The following is a 19,812-nucleotide window of genomic DNA, read 5'->3' on the forward strand; positions in this document are numbered from 1 at the left end:
ATTACGCATTAGATTTTTTTGTCCTACCACTTATGTTTAATTAAATCATATTTAGACTAAGTAGAGAAGCACAATTATTTGTAAGATGGGTTTCCTTACTCCACCCAACCTACATTCTGAGATAACAAAAGGGTAAAAAGCGGTTCCCCAAAATTCAGTAATTTTAGGCAAGGATTTTCTCCAAAAATTTCTGGATAAAAGGTGACCTCATATTCTTCACCCTCATATTTTAACAACCATATTTTTTCACATATCTTTTCAAAATCTATCCCCTTTGTTTTTAAAAACTCCGACCTAGTTACCACATTCTCTATTTTCTCTGGTGTTATACCGGTGGGGAAAATGGGTTGATTAATCACTCCTAAATCACCCTCTATATCCATAGTTACCATGGCTTCAAACTCCACCCCTAAAGGACTATCTAAAGTAGAATCCAACTCCGACATTAACACATCTTCCTCCTCGGGATCCGCACTCATAGCAGCTTTCTCTATGAACGTAGGAGTCTGAGCTAGAATTGGTTGCAAATTACCCACCACATTAGAAAAAGCATTAATGCGATCGCGCAGTTTTTTATAAACCTTAGCTTCCACCGTCCCATCATAATAAAGATTATGGATCCGAACCGTATCATACCTTTGTCCAATTCTATCAATTCTGCCAATTCTTTGTTCAACCCGCATAGGATTCCAAGGCATATCATAATTAATTAATACACCACAATTTTGTAAATTTAGTCCTTCAGCAGCTGACTCCGTACACAAAAGAATTTTGATTTTACCTTCCCGAAAAAGAGAGACAATCTGATTTTTATACACCACCGACCAATCTCCCCCCTTTAACAATTCTCCCCCCCTTCCTGAAAAACACGCTATTTGACTACCATATAATTGTTTAAGATTATCTCTTAAATAGTCCATAGTATCTGTATATTGGGTAAAAACCAGAACACTTTCCCTTTCTAAAAGTTCGTCACGCAAAATTTGGAAAAAATAAGAGAGTTTACTATCCTTACCCATATTTTCAAACTGTTGCAACAAATTTTGTAAATAATCAATTTCCTGGGGGTCAACATCCTCAAACAAAGACTCCATCCCAGAAATCACCTCATCTCCAGCATCATCAACATCCACATAATCATCATCCGTAATAAAACTTCCCTGCTTTGCCAACAGGCAATTTAACCCCCGTTGTAAAGACTCCCTCACTGCATAAAATGAACTGGTTAAACGTTTACGATATAGAGTCATTAAAAAACCTCGACAACTGCGCCTATCCTTTTGAGCTAACTTATAAAAATGACGAGCGTAATCACTAACAGCTATATACAGCGGAATTTCACTGAATGGTTCCAGGGCAATAGCATTATCTTGCACAATTCTTTTAGGTATATCCCGTTTTAATAAACCCCTCTTATAATATTGCCTTAAAGTCTCACGAGTATGGCGAAACATTAAATCCTTTAAAGGAGTATTAGTAGTTAAAAATTGCCGAGAACCATTCAAAAACGACTCATCCCCCAGGATTTTTTTATAATTCAATATTTTCTGGGATTTGTGCCAAGTATCCTGAACTCTATAAGCTAACAGTTTATCTTGTTGTAAAAGTAATTGCTGTAAATTAGGGCAAGGTTTTCCCCCTTTTTGAAAATAGTCCCCACACATGAGCTGCCAAAAATCTATTAACTCTGGTTTAATCCCCAGCGCAGAACATTGATTTAGACTTTCAAAATAATAACAAAAATTATCACTGTAACCCCAATGACCCTCTAATCCTAAAAGATTCAGTAAATCAAAAATCTCTATCACATCAATTTGCATAGGAGTAGCAGACAGCAATATTAAGGCTTGAGTCTTTTCTCTTAACCTTTGCATCAATTTTAAAAGCAGATTAGGAGTTTCCTTTCTATTTTGGGGACTTTTTCTTCTAGCATGATGAGCTTCATCCAGAATCACCAGATCCCAACAATCCGCTGCCAAAAGTTGCTCCATTCGGTCAGTTCTTCTCACTAAATGAGAAGAAGCAAGAATTAAATTCTCAGCATTCCAAGGATTGCCACAAACCCCCTGTTTACCCCTCTCACTCCTTCTCATTAAAAATTCACTGTCAACAGTTAAGGAACTTTGGGTGTAACTCCAAAAATGTAGATTAAAATTCTCCCTCAATGCTTTTTGCCATTGTGACTGTACACTAGCAGGACTCAAAATTAGGACACGTTCTATTTTCTTTGTCAACAATAGATAACGTATAATCAACCCTGTTTCAATAGTTTTACCCAACCCCACCTCATCCGCAATTAAATAACTTGTAGGAAAGGTTTCTCCCACCCGGCGTAATATTTTAATTTGATGTGGCCAGGGAGAAATAGGTATAGATTTGAGACAGTAATCTAAACACCCTGCATTTTGGTCTATATTTGTTAACTCCCTGAAACACTGTTTTTCCTCTTCCGTAATAAATGGAGTTTGTTCAACGGGTGCTTGACTGACACCTACCATATCTTTTTGGTAGTGTAGCATCTGTGAAAAGTCATCCTCTGGAACAGAATCAAAATCTAAGTGACTATTACTAGTAGGTTGGCAAGTAGGTGTATAACGCAGTAATTTCTCTCGCACTGCATCAGGAATATCAAATATCCGCACGTTAGGGGAAATATCAAACCAAAGTTGCTCAAAACGAGAAACCTCTTCTTCTACCCTATCTAACTCTCTTCCCCCCTCCCAAGAACAATACACATGAAAGGACTCAACATTTTTTTCCCATCCCCCAATAGATTCATTATTCGACCCATTAAATACCAATTTATCACCATTAATATCAGTAAAAATCCCCACCTTCTCATGAAAGATATGTTTAGAATCTAACTGTTCCACATCAGGTAAACCATTTTGTTTGAGAGGAACAGCTATTTTTATATCTAGACATTCATTAGCAATTAACCAACTGAGAATTTCCAGGTGTTTTAACTGAGCGAAATTTTCTGGGGGAGTAAAACTAGCATCCAAACGCTCCCATAAAGCGTCACGCAGGGAATATCCTTTTTGGATAGCTTCCAAATCTTGTGGAGTAAACTCACATCCCATAATCAGACGCATTTTACCCCCATTATCAACCATTGTTCCCAAACCCCTAGCCACCCTACTCAGTATGTAACTACTAAAAAAACCTGACTTTCTATCATATTGAACCGCAGCAGATAGAGCAGGAATATAGAAATCAGCAATTGTATTGTCACCATTGCTAGAATAACTGATTTTCCAAGACTTATTCCGTAGACTTTTCACAAATCCTAACCCCTTTTATAAATAGATCTCCCCCCAAAAAATAACCCATAGCTCCAACCAGCGACCAAAACAGTTTTTAAAAACCTCTAAGAGGGTGGGTGTAATTAAATATAAGATAAACGTACAACCTAGGTTGGGTTGAAGTATGAAACCCATCCTACAAATAATTGTCCCTCCCTACTTATCACACCTAAAACAGGGATATTTGAGTTGGCTCATCATTTGTTCCTGATAGATTAAATGGCAACTCCATTTGTTCATAAGACACCTTGGCCTTTATCTCATCCATAGCCAACCATAAATCCAATAACACCTTCTCCTCTATAATTCGTTTTCTTTCATCCTTTATCTGAGGAATCACCTTCAAAACCAACTCAAAAGTTTTCATAAAAGCATCCTTACTTACCAATTCTGTATTTTTTAAGAACCTTCTGACAAACTCTATTTTTTGTTCTATTTGATAAATGCAAATTATAGCATGAATTCCATCTACCAAATTCACACCAGAAAACTCCCTATCTACTACAGAAAAAGCCCGTTTCTTCAACCTTTGTTCTGGAGTTAACAGCTTACAAAAACCACTAGCAGAATCCAACAACTTATATTTTTTCACCAAATCAGAAACATCAAAACCCCCCACAGCCAAAGCCAATTGTCTAGCTTCATCAAAAGGAAATTCTCGCGCTTCAAAAGTATCCCAAGCCAGAATATACCATTGAGTCAAAGTATCCACCCCATGAAAATCCTTCCCCGCCAACAACCTTTCTAATCGGTATGATACTATAGCTTGACGCACTTCTTCAAAAGCTGCTTTAGGCTCTACTTTAATTCCTGTACTATCCAATATAGAACTATAACGGGTAAACACACTTAAAGCACTACCATAAGCTGTCAAACATAAATCAATACCCGGAGGCTTAATTCTTTGACGGGGGTCTTCCACCCTATCCGGTGCAGGTCTAGAATCTGCAGTTAGGGAGCGTTCAATTTCTGGAGCTTTACTCAAGATAGTATTACGTAATTCCAGACGCACATCATCCCACCAACCTTGTTCAGCATGGGGATAACGTTTACGACACACTAATAGAACGGTGCTAGAAACCGCATTTTTTTGAGCCTGGTGGAGATTTTGAGGATTTTCTGTACTAACCGCCCAGGAAGCTGTAATTTCAAAACCAGCATCCATCAGAGACTTGGCTAAAATATCCCAAGCACCAGAATCTTTATGATTGAATTGAACAGTCATCACTCCATCATCACGCAAAACCCGGTGGTATTCAGCAAAAGCCATGGACATTTTTGCCTCATAGTCTTGATTCGCTAGGATTTCTGGGGATATTCCCATATTCCTAAACCGGGAAGGATTAGCGACAGCTTCTCTTTCTTTATCTGTTAGTTCCAGATAGAAAAGTTCGGGGAATATATCTCCTAGACTGCGTTTTAGCCATACATAGAAAAAGTCTGCTAGTTCCGCATATTGAATGGTTGAATAATAAGGAGGGTCGGTAATTATTGCATGTACTGATTTATCAGCAATATGTGTTAAGTTATCCGCTGATGCTGACTCTATTTGAATTGATTTCTTATCTATGGGAATATCATACTTTTCTGTCTTTCCCACATTTTTTCCTAATAATGAACAAAGACTTTTATAGTCTGAGGCAAAAACATCAGCAAATGATTGCCATAAATCTCTTGTTCCTATAGTTTCTGGGTAGTTCCACATCAAATTAAGAGAATGTTGTGCCGTAGCTCTACGAGAACCACCTCTTGCTGAATTCCAATGAGCCAATCTGCAGTTTTCATCAACACATCTATCCAAAACCAAAGCCAAATAAGTTGATATAGCTTGTGATTTCTCCCATTCATATTCAGATTGAATCAGATTTTTCGCTTCATTTATAATTTCTAAATATGTTACTAGCGTCACCAGTTGCCTGGGATTAAAAAACTTACTCCAATCATTAATACCCATGGCAAATAACCTATGAGTTTCTTGACCATCTGTCACTTCTACATCCGGAAAAAATCCTTTAATCTTCCAGTCTTCAATTTCATGTTCTATGTAATTTTCAGCTTTTTTCACCCCCATAATATCTAAATCATTTGGTATTCTAAACTCCAGACTTCCCTTTCCCTTTTTATAAGCTACCGCATATAATTGATAGCCTAAACCTTCACCTTGAGCTTGCCTTTTAATAAAATCATCCTCAATTATATTCCCACAATTAACACACTTACCCACCCCCCTTCCAATAGTAGTTGTAGTATCCGGATCATATTCCCCATCATCTGTTGCAATCGTCGTCCCCTTCCCCTTTTTTCCCCTTATTAATTCAAAATCAACCCGCTTATTCTCACCATTACCAATCGGTTTTACTGCAGTCCATTTATGTAAATTCTGCTTTTCTGGACGTTTATACAACCACCAATTAGGACTTAAAGGAATAACAGACTGACAATGGGGACAAACAACCGTGTGGGCCCATAAATAATTTTGTACTGTTTCCTCTGGTAAGGACGGAAAAAACTCAGCCAATCTTTTTTCTGCTTCCTCTCCCACCCACTTTACCCACCTATCAATATCATCTTGTAAATCTGCTCCAAACTTTATCGGATATTCCATAGCTGCTTTCATCGTCACCACCGCAACCGAATTTAAATCAGAAGCCAAAACATTCAATCCATATCTAACCGCTTCAAAGGGTATACTACCTCCTCCCGCAAAAGCATCTAAAACCGTCGGAGTAGGATTTCCCCACACTTCCACGCAATAACCTTGCACCTTCTTAATTAATTCCCGGGAGGGAGGTGTTTTGTAGAGCTTCACCTCTTCTCCCGGTTTTAAACCCAATAAATCCTCAAATTCCTCCATACTTACATCCGCAGGTAGCAAAGATGCCAACACACTAGCCCGACTAAAAGATAAAGGTTTGCGTGAATACCAGCGATGCAGTCCCTTAAATGGATTTGCTCCATGTTCATAATAAACCTGCTCATTTAACGTTTGCACTGGCAATCTTTTCTCTATCAATAAATCTGGCCTTTGTCTGTCATTCACCATAAGACTAGTATGTGACTAATTTATATTCATAGCAATTGTAACATATTTAAAACTACTCCACTAATTTTTCCCATCTTGTCCCGCGAGCTCCCATAGGGAGTGCTTCGCAATCGCCCGAGGACTCGTAGGTTGGGTTGAGCAACGAAACCCAACAAACCCACGGGATATAAACACTCCCCATGGCAGCAATTACCCGTTATTCTTTCAATTAACTCCTACCTGGAGATTGTCCGTGGGGGAGACCGGGAATCAATTCCCGGTCTCAAAGCTCAAGTCGGTTAAAACCGACTAATTTTGTCATGTTGTATATTTTATTAATAAAATACAAATTACACTGTATTGGAATACGCTTAAAAATATCTATGTACCCGCGCGCCGATTTTTTTTCCATGGTGGGGGTTGACTATTTACCTTTGGATGTGATACCTTGATAATCGAAATTTGTGCAATTTTTTTAAAAATGCCACCACTCCATTATTACAATCCCATATTACCACATTTCCAGCCCTTTAATCATAAAAAAACTTATCTTGCTTGCGGCGAAACATAATTTTTTCTTATTGTTTATCAGGCGATTGCGAAGCACTCCCTATGGGCGATCGCAAAGCACTCCCTAGGGGAGATCGCCAGAGGACTCGTAGGTTGGGTTGAGCAACGAAACCCAACAAACCCACGGGATATAAACACTCCCCATGGCAGCAATTACCCGTTATTGTTTGAATTAACTCCTACCTGGAGACTGTCCGTGGGGGAGACCGGGAATCAATTCCCGGTCTCAAAGCTCAAGTCGGTTTTAACCGACTAGTTTTGTTATGTTGTATGTTTTATTGAAAAAATACAACCTACAAAAGGCGCTCAAAGATTGATTTCTTTTAATAACCAAAAACCAGCAAAGGACTGGGACTGGGGATCAGACTGCACCCCAATAAAATGCACACCGTTGGCTTTTTGTTTAGCCTCTTCAAAACTCCTAGCCTCTGCTAATAATTTGGTAGTTCTCAAATTTGCTAAAATCCAACTTTCCGTACCACCTGTCTCTAAAACCAACCTATCCCCTTGATTATTACGATTACTATCAAATCGTAAATATGCCAACTCCAAACCGGACATCCATCCAGCAATGGGTAAAGCTCTGGGAGAAAAAATCAAAATTCCCGGAATGGGGGTTTCCGGGGATAAACCAGCTAATTCTAGGGGAAAAGCCTCACCAAAAGCAATTTCCCATTCTGGCATATCAGTAAAATCACTAACTTCTAAACTAACAAATGTCCATTGTTTACCTTCTAGCGCATCCGGTAACCTTTGAGGTAGGGGTCTTTCCAATCGCACGGAAGAGTTGGTCACCTGTTGATATCCGGGTTCTTGAGGATAAACTTCCTCCATTCTTTGTTGTATCCATTGGTTGAGAACTAAAGTTTTGCGACTAGATAGGGCAGGTATTCCCATGTCTTGACAAGCTTTAGTAATCATATTATTCATCTGTCGGCGGAAAAAACGAATTTTTATGGGCGCTACACCTGCTTTTTCAATAGCTTCTTGTAATGCTTGGCGTAACCAGACCGAATTGACTTGGGTACTAGGGCAATATTGCGAGTAGCGAAATAGGGAATCCACTTTAGTAAGAACATCTGTAGGACTTTCACAGATCAAGACTTCCCAAACTTTTTTTTGATTTGCGTCCAGAATAGGACGAGAGTAAAAATCGAGTTCCCAAATATTGCCCATGTTATTAAGTAGACTTTTTGTTATCTTTTCGTTATATTGTTTATTGTAGTTTACTGTAATCATGGAGTTGGCAATTCATGGGGAGCAAAAGCACCATTCTCAGTAATGATAGCAGTTATTAATTCAGCTGGGGTCACATCAAAAGCAGGATTATAAAATTCCACCCCTAAAGGCGTGAGCATACTGTCACCAAGCTGGTAAATTTCCGATGGGTGACGCTCTTCTATGGGAATTTTATCCCCACTATCTAGAGTGAAATCAATAGTGGAAACGGGTGCGGCTACAAAAAATGGAACATTATGGGATTTAGCAACAATGGCTAGATTGTAAGTACCTATTTTATTTGCTGTGTCTCCATTAGCTGCTATTCTATCTGCACCAACAACTACAGCATCAATTAAACCTTGCTTCATACAGTGCGCTGCCATATTATCAGCAATCACGGTGACGGGAATACCTTCTTGTACACATTCCCATGCGGTGAGCTTTGCACCTTGTAAACGAGGACGAGTTTCATCGGCAAAAACCCTACTTAGTCTCCCCTCTTTCCAAGCTGAACGCACCACTCCCAATGCTGTACCATAACCAGCGGTTGCTAAAGCACCTGCATTACAATGAGTAAGAATAATTAGTTTTTCTGGTGTTTTGGGTAAAACTTTTAACCCGTTGTCACCTATAAGTTGACAAGTTTCTAGATCTTCAGCACGAATTTTTTCAGCAGTTTCTAGCAAATTTTGTTTAATTTCTTCTATATTCCCCAAGGTTTCGTAGGCAATTTGCATCATTCTCCCAATAGCCCAAAATAGATTGACCGCAGTGGGGCGTGTGGAGCGTAATAATTGGGCCACACCTTCTAAATCATGTAGAAACTCCAGGCGATTATTTGTTTTTATTTCCCTGGCGCCCAAATACATACCATAAGCAGCAGCAACACCAATAGCGGGCGCACCTCTAACAATCATAGTTCTAATTGCCTCAGCCATATCCTGACTGCGATGAACCTCAATCACAGCGTATTCATTGGGTAGACGAGTTTGATCAATTAGTACAACTGAGTCATTTTTCCAGATTACAGGATAAAGCATAATTACCGGAGAGGGGATATGAATGGTTTTAAAGATTTAACCCCACCCTGGGGGGGGTGGGGCTATGAACTTACTTGCTTCTAAATGTGAGCATCAACCAAATTTGCCAGCAGTGGAAGCAATAAGGAATGCAGCGTAGGTGAGGATGTAACCAACGGTGAAGTGAGCTAAACCAACCACACGAGCTTGCACGATGGAGAGAGCAACGGGTTTATCCTTCCAGCGAACTAGGTTAGCTAAAGGAGTGCGCTCGTGAGCCCAAACCAAGGTTTCGATTAATTCTTGCCAATATCCTCTCCAGGAGATCAAGAACATGAAACCAGTTGCCCACACCAGGTGTCCAAATAAGAACATCCAGGCCCAAACAGATAGGTTATTCATGCCATAGGCATTATAGCCGTTGATCAACTGAGCGGAGTTAGCCCAGAGGTAATCCCGGAACCATCCCATTAAATAGGTTGAGTTTTCGTTGAACTGGGCAACGTTACCCTGCCAAATACCCAGGTGTTTCCAGTGCCAATAGAAGGTTACCCAACCAATGGTGTTTAACATCCAGAACATTGCTAGGTAGAAAGCGTCCCAAGCTGAAATATCGCAAGTACCGCCCCGACCAGGACCGTCGCAAGGGAAGGCGTAACCAAAATCCTTTTTGTCAGGCATTAGCTTGGAACCACGAGCATCTAAAGCACCTTTAACCAGTACTAAGGTGGTGGTGTGAATAGCTAAAGCAAAGGCATGGTGAACCAAGAAGTCGCCAGGTCCAATGGTTAAGAACAGGGAGTTAGTACCAGAGTTAATGGCATCTAACCAACCAGGTAGCCAAACATTACCAGCGTTGGGGTAAGCTGTGTAGGCAATACTGTCGGGGTTAGACAACAATACGTTAAGCCCGTATAAAGCTTTACCTTGAGCAGCTTGAATAAATTGGGCAAACACTGGCTCAATGAGGATTTGCTTTTCAGGAGTACCGAAAGCAACTACTACATCATTATGAACGTACAGACCCAAGGTGTGGAAACCGAGGAACAGGGACACCCAGCTTAAGTGAGAGATAATCGCTTCTTTGTGCTGAAGAATCCGGTCCAGTACGTTGCCCTTGTTTTGTTCTGGATCGTAGTCACGAACCCAGAAAATGGCGGCGTGGGCAAAAGCACCAACCATCAAGAAACCAGCTATGTACTGGTGGTGAGTATATAATGCTGCCTGAGTAGTGTAGTCCTTAGCGATGAACGCGTAGGAAGGCAAAGAGTACATGTGTTGCGCCACCAGGGAAGTGACGGTTCCTAACGCTGCCAATGCCAAAGACAGTTGGAAGTGTAAGGAGTTGTTGATGGTGTCGTACAAACCTTGGTGAGGTAAGTTGAACTGACCTTCACTCTTGCTACCAGGAACTAAACCAGATTTGGAATTGAGCATTTCTTTGATGCTGTGACCAATTCCAAAGTTGGTGCGGTACATGTGACCAGCAATAATGAACAGAACTGCGATCGCCAGATGATGATGAGCTATATCAGTCAACCACAGAGATTCTGTTTGAGGATGGAAACCACCTAAGAAGGTCAAAATTGCTGTTCCCGCACCGGTGGAGGTGCCGAAGATCTGACCTGCGGTATCGGGGTTTTGAGCATACACACCCCAGTTACCAGTGAAGAAGGGGGTCAAACCTGCGGGGTGGGGAGCCACACTCAAGAAGTTATCCCAGCCTACGTGAATACCGCGAGACTCAGGGATAGCAACGTGAACCAAGTGACCAGTCCATGCTAGGGAGCTAACACCAAATAAACCAGCTAGGTGATGGTTTAAACGGGGTTCAGCACTCTTGAACCAGGAGAGACTAGGACGGAACTTGGGTTGCAAGTGCAACCAACCAGCAAACAGGAACAATGCAGCCAATAGCAACAAGCCTAGGGAACCGGTATACAGTTCTTGGTTTGTCCGCATCCCAATGGTGTACCACCAGTGATAAACACCTGAGTAAGCAATGTTGACAGGATTGCTCGCGCCAGCTTGGGTGAAAGCGTCAACTGCTGGTGCGCCGAAGTGAGGGTCCCAAATCGCGTGGGCGATGGGACGGACGTTGAGGGGATCTTTGATCCACTGTTCAAAGTTACCTTGCCAGGCTACGTGGAACAGGAGGCTGGATGCCCACAGAAAGATGATTGCCAGGTGACCGAAATGGGTAGCGAAAATCTTTTGGTAAAGATTTTCTTCCGTCATGCCGTCATGGCTCTCAAAATCGTTGCCTGTGGCGATCGCATACCAAATCCGACGAGTAGTCGGGTCCTGTGCGAGATCCTGGCTAAACTTGGGAAATTTTGTTGCCATAGGGTTGATGATTCCTCTGACCTTTAGCCATTGATTACTATCAGAGACATTTTGGGTCTTAGATTTTGGTAATTTCCAAAACCCAAAATATCGCCTGAAATTGTTAACCTACTGAAAGTATGTGTGCGTGGAAGAATGCCCAAGTAGTGGCAATTCCTCCCAGGAGGTAGTGAGCTACACCTACGGCCCGACCTTGAGTGATGCTCAAAGCGCGGGGTTGAATTGTGGGAGCTACTTTTAGTTTATTATGTGCCCAAACTATGGACTCAATTAATTCTTGCCAGTAGCCGCGACCACTGAACAGGAACATCAAACTGAATGCCCAAATGAAGTGAGCGCCCAAGAACATTAGTCCGTAAGCAGACAGTTCACTACCGTAGGAGTTGATTACTTGTGTAGCTTGTGCCCACAGGAAATCCCGTAACCAACCGTTGATGGTGATGGCACTTTGGGCAAAGTTATCACCTGTGATGTGACTAACCACCCCATCATCTACGGTACCCCATACATCGGACTGCATTTTCCAGCTAAAGTGGAAGATTACGATAGATAGGGAGTTATACATCCAGAACAGTCCTAGGAATACATGGTCCCAACCGGAAACTTGGCAGGTACCACCACGACCTGGACCGTCGCAAGGGAAGCGGAAACCTAAATTGGCTTTGTCTGGAATTAAACGGGAACTACGAGCATACAATACACCCTTCAGCAGGATTAGTACTGTTACATGAATGGTGAAGGCGTGAATGTGGTGAACCAAAAAGTCTGCTGTGCCCAAGGGAATAGCTGCAGCTGCCACTTTGCCACCCACTGCCAACACTCCACCCCCAAACACGTAGCTTACCGCTTCTAGAGCATTAGGTGCTGTTGTTCCAGGTGCTAAATGGTGTAGACCTTGTACCCACTGTGCAAACACTGGTTGCAATTGAATTGCTGTGTCTGAGAACATATCCTGGGGACGACCTAGAGCACGCATTGTGTCGTTGTGAATGTACAAACCAAAGCTATGGAAGCCTAAGAATATACAAACCCAGTTGAGGTGAGAGATGATAGCATCACGGTGACGAATCACACGATCCAACACGTTGTTTTGGTTCACTACTGGATCATAGTCGCGCACCATGAAGATTGCCGCGTGAGCAGCACCACCTACAATCAGGAACCCACCTATCCACATGTGGTGTGTAAATATACACAACTGTGTGGCGTAGTCGGTTGCCAAATATGGATAGGGAGGCATCGCGTACATGTGATGAGCGATGATGATTGTCAAGGAACCCAAGAAAGCCAGGTTGGTAGCCAGTTGGGCATGCCAAGAGGTGGTCAGGTTTTCGTAGAGACCTTTATGACCTTCACCTGTGAAAGGACCTTTGTGGTTTTCTAGGATATCTTTGATGCTGTGACCGATACCCCAGTTGGTGCGGTACATGTGACCAGCGATGATGAATAACACTGCGATCGCTAAGTGGTGATGAGCAATATCAGTCATCCACAGCCCGCCTGTTACTGGATTCAATCCACCTTTAAAGGTCAAAATGTCAGCGTAGGCTCCCCAGTTCAAGGTGAAGAAAGGAGTTAACCCACCAGCAAAGCTAGGATACAGGTGAGCAATCAGTTCTTTGTTCAAAATGAACTCATGAGGCAAGGGAATATCCTTAATAGCCACACCCGAATCCAACAGTTTATTAACTGGTGCGGAAACGTGAATGATGTGACCTGTCCATCCCAAGGAACCACAGCCTAGTAATACGGCTAAGTGGTGATTTAGCATCGACTCCACGTTTTGGAACCATTCCAATTTGGGAGCGCGTTTGTGGTAGTGGAACCAACCAGCAAACAGGAATAAACCTGCCAGCACCAAACCGCCAATGGCAGTCACATAAAGTTGGAATGAGCTAGTTATACCCCAGCCACGCCACACTTGGAATAAGCCAGAGGTGATTTGAATGCCGTGGAAACCGCCACCAACATCACCATTTAAAATGTCCTGTCCAACGATTGGCCATACAGTTTGTGCACTGGGTTTTACCCCCAGCGGATCTGCTAACCAAGCTTCATAATTAGAGAACTTAGCTCCATGGAAGATCATTCCGCTTAACCATATTGTCACTACGGCCAAATGGCCAAAGTGTGCGGAGAAGATTTTGCGGGAAATGTCTTCTAAGTCGCTTGTGTGCGTATCGAAATCGTGGGCGAGGGCGTGGAGGTCCCAAATCCACGTGGTGGTTTTTGGACCTTTAGCCAAGGATCTGTCGAAGTGACCGGGTTGGGCCCATTTCTCAAATGAGGTAGGCACGGGGTCATTATCAACTATGACTCTTGCTTTTTTCGCCTCTCGCTCCGGAGGACTAATAGTCATTCGACCTCCTCTGTCAATAGGGAATGAGGAATCATGGACACCACAGAGTTAATTTTACTCTTCGTTTCCAGTTGTTTTCTGGAACCGTGTGGATTTTTCGTTTCTGTTGAATTATAGAGTCTGTACTTGTACTTTGTTGGAGACATTTTAACAATAATTTAAAATTGCCAGATTCGTTGTTACATCTGCCTTTTATATTTAGGTCTATTGCTAAAAAGTCAATAGTTTTTTTATTTAATTTACAAACCATTACAATTCTTAAAACTAATAGTTTTTAGGATCCCGTGGCCACCCTATCCCTGGTCTCCCCACCTTGGTTGTACGGAAACTATTACTATCAGTATTAGTAATTAATATTACTTAATGTGGCGATTTGGTGGGAGAATGGCAATTTAGCTCAAACTACAGAATGATTATTTTTCCAAAGTTTAGGGGAAAATGTGTGAGTGGGACTTGCTGTCGTTTAATATGTGATCAATAGATTTTCTTGAGGAGAACTTTAGGTGAGGGTATGAACCATAAGTTAATACAAATGAAAAAAAGCATTTTTCAATTTTGCTTTTCCTTAACAAGACTGGCTATTATTCTAACAATAGCCTTTTATATTAGTGCTTGTACTGATAAGGCGGGAGGTCAAGATGTAGTTATTGAACCAGAAAAACCAGTAGTTGAAATTCCCCAAACACCACGACAGTTCTCTGAGGTGTCCCCACCACCAGTTATTCAAGAGCTAGAATCTGATTTAGAACCTTATCAACCACAGGTATTAATAGTTAATCCTATCTTTGATCAGGTTATAGAAGAGAACTCTGTAGCAGTGCGTTTCCAGGTGAGGGATTTACCAATTTTTAAGCATCCTCAACTTCAACTTGGTCCACATTTACACGTGATTCTTGATAATCAACCTTACATACCAGTTTACGATGTAAAGGTTCCATTAGTGCTTAAAGATTTATCTGCTGGTACACATACACTCAGAGTTTTTGCATCTCGTCCTTGGCACGAAAGTTTTAAGAATGAGGGAGCTTATGCACAGACAACTTTCCATGTATTAACAAAAAGTAGCGATAATAATCCTGACCCCAATCTACCTCTACTCACTTACAGTCGTCCCACTGGTAATTATGGTGCGGAGCCAATCATGTTAGATTTTTATCTTGAGAATGCACCTTTACATACGGATGCGCAAGAAAATCTTGAAGGTGAGGAAAGTAATGTAGGTAGTAATATAGGTAATTGGCGGATTCGTTGCACCATCAATGGTGAAAGTTTTGTTTTAGACAATTGGGAGACAATTTACCTCAAAGGATTTAAACCCGGTAAAAACTGGGTAGAACTGGAATTTTTGGACAATGAAGGTAATCCTGTTAAGAACGTATTTAACAGCACGGTAAGAATGATTGATTATCAACCCGGTGGTCAGGATACTCTATCGAAAATCGTGAGGGGAGAGGTTACTGCTCAACAAGTAAGAGGGATTGTAGACCAAAATTATGTGGTCGAGACTCCTGTTTCTCCCCCTCCATCAGTTGGGACGACTCCTGAAATCACACCGGAAGCGGTAGGGCCAAAACCAACTCCCGAACTTCCTGTTTCTCCCCCTCCATCAGTTGGGACGACTCCTGAAATCACACCGGAAGCGGTAGGGCCAAAACCAACTCCCGAACTTCCTGTTTCTCCCCCTCCATCAGTTGGGACGACTCCTGAGATCACACCAGAAGCGGTAGGGCCAAAACCAACTCCCGAACTTCCCGTTTCTCCCCCTTCATCAGTTGGGAAGACTCCTGAGATCACACCAGAAGCGGTAGGGCCAAAACCAACTCCCGAACTTCCCGTTTCTCCCCCTTCATCAGTTGGGAAGACTCCTGAGATCACACCGGAAGCGGTAGGGCCAAAACCAACTCCCGAACTTCCCGTTTCTCCCCCTCCATCAGTTGGGAAGACTCCTGAGATCACACCAGAAGCGGTAGGGCCAAAACCAACTCCCGAACTTCCCGTTTCTCCCCCTCCATTAATGGAAACATCACAATTAACCAAATAAGGTCTCAATAAACCTTAATCCTGCTATAGAATTACCAGTTAAATTTATAGCAGGACTATAAATAGCGATCGCACCTTGGTCAGGTATTACTGTCAAAAGTGCCCCACTAATACCTGATTTCATAGGTAAACCAATTTTTTGAGCATAGTGAGGAGAAGACTCATAAAGTCCACAACTTAACATGACGTGATTCACCAATAGACGATGCTGGGGAGCGATTAAACCGGTTTCGTGAGCCAATAATTTTCCCAACTTACCCACATCCATTACTGTTCCGGAAATACAGCATATTTCCTCATAGATATCCAGAGCAGATTCAATATTTTCAATATATCCATTTTCATACAGAATCCGTGCGATCGCCAAATTGAGAGGGGATCGGGTAGATCGGACAGAATTCAACATATCCACATCTAAATATAGTTGAGTATCTGCCAATATATTTAACCACTCAATAAAAGATTGGGATAGAAAAATTCCTGTATAATTACTACTATTACTTACCTGACTTATACTATTTAATTTATGAGCCACAGTAATGGCACCACTATTAATCATAGGGTTGCGGGGGTGTCCATTATCTGAAATTAGCTGTTCTAAGGAATTAAAAGCCATTGATGAAGGGGATGTACCCACAGATTGAAGAACCTGCTCCTCACCCAAATGTTCAAGGAGATATAAAAAGCTAAAAGGTTTAATAACACTCATTAAAGGGAAACGAATAGTATAATCTCCCAGACTATAATGAGTATTGGGTTTAGAATAGATATAAACAGCAAACAATAGAGGATTAATACTAGCCAATAGAGGTATACGCTGAAGAACTTGACCTTGAGAGATATTAGTTTGGGATTGTGCCATCCAGAGGGACAAGTCATCAACCGACAAATTATCAAAATTGATATGTTTCAAGGGACTAGATAATAACAGGTCACCAGAATTATACAAGGAGTAGAGATAAGAGTTGAAAGAAAAGTTCAGGATTAACACCACCTGCTAGAATAATCTGTTATTTATTGTCTTATTCCCCTAGCCTTCCAAGATAAATCTACAGGATAAATACACAAGAAAAATTGCTCAATTTGATAGAGAATTCAATTGACAGTCACCAGGGGATATGAAAAAAATCTGGAGTTTTAGCAACTTAGCAATAGAGCGAGGTAAAACTGTGGATAGGAACTGGTAATTGATAACTGATAATTGACAACACAACCACACAAATAAAGAAACTATGCAAAAAGTTCCCGTATCATTATGGACACTATTGGTGGGAATGATAATTTCTCCTATTAGTATATGGATAGGACAAAATCATCATTTGTTACCCATACAAGCTTCAGCCCAAGCGCCCTTGGTAGACAATTTTTTTAATGTCATGTTTACCATTGCAGTAGCTCTATTTTTAATAGTCGAAGGAACCATAGTAATCTTCTTATTTGTGTATCGTCGTCGTGGGGGAGATGCTAGTGATGGTATACCCATAGAAGGCAATTTAGCCTTAGAGATTTTTTGGACTGCCATACCCACAGTAATTGTAATTGGTTTAGGTATTTACAGCGTCAATATCTATAATCAAATGGGAGGTTTAGAACCAGGTACTCATCCCCATCATATGGCCCATGTTTCAGGTACAGCAATAGCAGCTACCATGGATAATGAAAGTAAATCTTCCAGTAATTCCCTTCACACACCCCCTGCTAATATTGGGATTGGTGCAAGTCCTGAAACTCAAAACAAACCAGCAGATTTGGTAGTTAATGTTCAAGGAATGCAATTTGCATGGTTATTTAACTATCCTGAAACTGACATAAATGCAGGAGAATTACATATTCCTGTGGGTGCAGACGTACAGTTAAACCTGTCCGCAACAGATGTAATTCACTCATTTTGGGTTCCCCAATTTCGTCTCAAGCAAGATGCGATTCCTGGTGTACCAACCGAACTAAGATTTGTAGCAACAAAACCGGGAACCTATCCTATAGTTTGCACGGAATTATGTGGTGGTTATCATGGTTCCATGCGCAGCCAAGTAATAGTTCACAGTCAGGAAGACTTTAATCATTGGTTAACAGAAAATCAGGTGGCGCAACAAAATTCCCCCCAAATATTAGCTGTTAACCCTGGTCATGTATCTCCCACGGAATTTCTAGCGCCCTATGTTCAGAATATGGGTATAAATTCCGCAATCATTCCTTCATTTAAGACCATCACCAAATAACCAAAACTCAAAACTTACAATTCCCATGACTTCCAGCGAATTTTTTCCCAAAATACCAACAAATCCACCAGATCAAAGTCAACAAAAAACTCTTCTGGTATCCCACACCTCACATCAAGAACCTTGGAAATTTAAAGACTATTTTACTTTTAATACTGATCATAAAGTCATCGGTATTCAATATTTAGTCACCGCCTTTTTCTTCTATTTAATAGGTGGGTTAATGGCAGTTGCCATCCGCACAGAATTAGCCACACCCGACGCTGATTTCATTGACCCCAATCTGTATAACGCCTTCATGACTAATCACGGAACAATCATGATATTTCTTTGGATTGTTCCCAGCGCCATTGGGGGATTTGGTAATTATTTAGTACCCTTAATGGTGGGTGCTAGAGACATGGCATTTCCTAAATTAAATGCCATTGCTTTTTGGTTAAATCCCCCCGCAGGTTTGCTATTATTAGCTAGTTTCCTTTTTGGTGGTTCTCAATCCGGTTGGACCGCCTATCCACCTCTAAGTTTAATTACCGCCCCCATCGCTCAAAGTCTCTGGATTTTAGCAATTGTTTTAGTAGGAACTTCCTCAATTTTGGGTTCAATTAACTTTGTCATCACAATTTTGATGATGAAAGTTCCCAGCATGAAATGGGATCAAGTGCCCCTATTTTGTTGGGCAATTTTAGCAACTTCTATTCTGGCACTTTTATCCACCCCCGTGTTAGCAGCAGGCTTAGTTTTGCTACTATTTGACATTAATTTCGGTACCTCATTTTTTAAACCTGATGCTGGTGGTAACGTGATTATTTACCAACATCTATTTTGGTTTTATTCCCATCCAGCAGTTTATTTAATGATTCTGCCAATTTTTGGCATTATGTCAGAAGTTATTCCTACCCATGCGCGCAAACCAATTTTTGGATATAAGGCGATCGCCTATTCTAGTGTTGCTATTTGTGTGGTAGGTTTATTTGTGTGGGTTCACCACATGTTTACCAGTGGTACTCCTGGTTGGATGCGCATGTTTTTCACTATTTCCACACTAATAGTTGCTGTTCCCACAGGGGTAAAAATATTTGGTTGGGTGGCAACTCTTTGGGGTGGTAAAATCCGATTTACCAGTGCAATGTTGTTTGCAATTGGTTTATTATCAATGTTTGTTATGGGTGGTTTAAGTGGCGTAACTATGGGAACTGCTCCCTTTGACGTTCACGTTCATGATACCTATTATGTGGTTGCCCATTTTCACTATGTTTTATTTGGTGGTTCTGTTTTTGGCATTTACTCTGGTATCTATCATTGGTTTCCCAAAATCACCGGTAAAATCATGAATGAAACTTGGGGTAAAATCCACTTTATTCTGACTTTTATTGGTACTAACCTAACATTTTTACCAATGCACGAACTGGGATTACAAGGGATGCCAAGACGAGTGGCTATGTATGACCCACAATTTATTAGTTTGAACCAGATTTGTACAGTGGGAGCATTCATTTTAGCCATTTCTGTTATTCCCTTTGCTTATAATGCGATTAATAGTTGGTTCAATGGTGAGTCAGCAGGTGATAATCCCTGGAAGAGTTTAACCCTAGAATGGACTACTAGTTCTCCCCCGATTATTGAAAATTGGGAAGTTTTACCTGTGGTTACCCATGGACCTTATGACTATGGACATCAACAAGATGAGGTCTAGCAAAAATTAACCCCTCAA

Annotated in this window: 10 protein-coding genes; 3 read left to right on the forward strand and 7 right to left on the reverse strand. The window is 41.3% G+C overall.

What is annotated here, in order from left to right; all coding sequences use genetic code 11:
* Positions 1 to 95: 95 nt before the first annotated feature.
* From IAR63_RS13340 to psaA, 6 genes are all read right to left on the reverse strand, one after another.
* Positions 96 to 3,284: a helicase-related protein gene (locus IAR63_RS13340; protein ID WP_187705598.1), complete on the reverse strand. Its 3,189-nt coding sequence runs from the start codon at positions 3,282 to 3,284 to the stop codon at positions 96 to 98.
* Positions 3,285 to 3,474: 190 nt separating this feature from the next.
* On the reverse strand, positions 3,475 to 6,348 hold the full coding sequence (locus IAR63_RS13345; protein WP_187705599.1) for a DUF1156 domain-containing protein: 2,874 nt from the start codon (positions 6,346 to 6,348) through the stop codon (positions 3,475 to 3,477).
* Between the two features lie 855 nt (positions 6,349 to 7,203).
* On the reverse strand, positions 7,204 to 8,073 hold the full coding sequence (locus tag IAR63_RS13350) for a Tab2/Atab2 family RNA-binding protein (protein WP_187705600.1): 870 nt from the start codon (positions 8,071 to 8,073) through the stop codon (positions 7,204 to 7,206).
* A 59-nt stretch (positions 8,074 to 8,132) separates the two neighbouring features.
* On the reverse strand, positions 8,133 to 9,158 hold the full coding sequence (gene mtnA / locus IAR63_RS13355; RefSeq protein ID WP_187705601.1) for an S-methyl-5-thioribose-1-phosphate isomerase: 1,026 nt from the start codon (positions 9,156 to 9,158) through the stop codon (positions 8,133 to 8,135).
* Positions 9,159 to 9,251: 93 nt separating this feature from the next.
* Positions 9,252 to 11,483, reverse strand: a complete 2,232-nt coding sequence (gene psaB / locus IAR63_RS13360; protein ID WP_187705602.1) for a photosystem I core protein PsaB — start codon at positions 11,481 to 11,483, stop codon at positions 9,252 to 9,254.
* Positions 11,484 to 11,586: 103 nt separating this feature from the next.
* Positions 11,587 to 13,842, reverse strand: a complete 2,256-nt coding sequence (psaA, locus tag IAR63_RS13365) for a photosystem I core protein PsaA (RefSeq protein ID WP_096545508.1) — start codon at positions 13,840 to 13,842, stop codon at positions 11,587 to 11,589.
* 532 nt (positions 13,843 to 14,374) lie between these two features.
* Here psaA and IAR63_RS18500 point away from each other — a divergent pair.
* Positions 14,375 to 15,883: a hypothetical protein gene (locus tag IAR63_RS18500; protein ID WP_235678269.1), complete on the forward strand. Its 1,509-nt coding sequence runs from the start codon at positions 14,375 to 14,377 to the stop codon at positions 15,881 to 15,883.
* Here the strand turns inward: IAR63_RS18500 and IAR63_RS13375 are convergent.
* On the reverse strand, positions 15,872 to 16,744 hold the full coding sequence (locus IAR63_RS13375; protein WP_187705603.1) for a glutaminase: 873 nt from the start codon (positions 16,742 to 16,744) through the stop codon (positions 15,872 to 15,874). The two genes, IAR63_RS18500 and IAR63_RS13375, sit on opposite strands and share 12 nt — an antisense overlap.
* A 370-nt stretch (positions 16,745 to 17,114) precedes the next feature.
* Here IAR63_RS13375 and IAR63_RS13380 point away from each other — a divergent pair, with 370 nt between their 5' ends.
* Positions 17,115 to 18,101 carry a cytochrome c oxidase subunit II gene (locus tag IAR63_RS13380; RefSeq protein ID WP_187705604.1) on the forward strand — a complete coding sequence of 329 codons (987 nt, stop codon included), beginning with the start codon at positions 17,115 to 17,117 and terminating at the stop codon, positions 18,099 to 18,101.
* A 25-nt stretch (positions 18,102 to 18,126) separates the two neighbouring features.
* Positions 18,127 to 19,794, forward strand: a complete 1,668-nt coding sequence (gene ctaD, locus IAR63_RS13385) for a cytochrome c oxidase subunit I (RefSeq protein WP_187705605.1) — start codon at positions 18,127 to 18,129, stop codon at positions 19,792 to 19,794.
* Positions 19,795 to 19,812: the final 18 nt, after the last annotated feature.

Source organism: Cylindrospermopsis curvispora GIHE-G1 (assembly GCF_014489415.1).
Taxonomy (GTDB): Bacteria; Cyanobacteriota; Cyanobacteriia; order Cyanobacteriales; family Nostocaceae; genus Raphidiopsis; species Raphidiopsis curvispora_A.

What these genes read in the sequence shown, in the direction of transcription:
- IAR63_RS13345 (WP_187705599.1), bottom strand. Translation starts at nt 6,348, where the DNA reads ATGGTGAATGACAGACAAAGGCCAGATTTATTGATAGAGAAAAGATTG.
- IAR63_RS13350 (WP_187705600.1), bottom strand. Translation starts at nt 8,073, where the DNA reads ATGGGCAATATTTGGGAACTCGATTTTTACTCTCGTCCTATTCTGGAC.
- mtnA (WP_187705601.1), bottom strand. Translation starts at nt 9,158, where the DNA reads ATGCTTTATCCTGTAATCTGGAAAAATGACTCAGTTGTACTAATTGAT.
- psaB (WP_187705602.1), bottom strand. Translation starts at nt 11,483, where the DNA reads ATGGCAACAAAATTTCCCAAGTTTAGCCAGGATCTCGCACAGGACCCG.
- psaA (WP_096545508.1), bottom strand. Translation starts at nt 13,842, where the DNA reads ATGACTATTAGTCCTCCGGAGCGAGAGGCGAAAAAAGCAAGAGTCATA.
- IAR63_RS18500 (WP_235678269.1), top strand. Translation starts at nt 14,375, where the DNA reads ATGAAAAAAAGCATTTTTCAATTTTGCTTTTCCTTAACAAGACTGGCT.
- IAR63_RS13375 (WP_187705603.1), bottom strand. Translation starts at nt 16,744, where the DNA reads ATGGCACAATCCCAAACTAATATCTCTCAAGGTCAAGTTCTTCAGCGT.
- IAR63_RS13380 (WP_187705604.1), top strand. Translation starts at nt 17,115, where the DNA reads ATGCAAAAAGTTCCCGTATCATTATGGACACTATTGGTGGGAATGATA.
- ctaD (WP_187705605.1), top strand. Translation starts at nt 18,127, where the DNA reads ATGACTTCCAGCGAATTTTTTCCCAAAATACCAACAAATCCACCAGAT.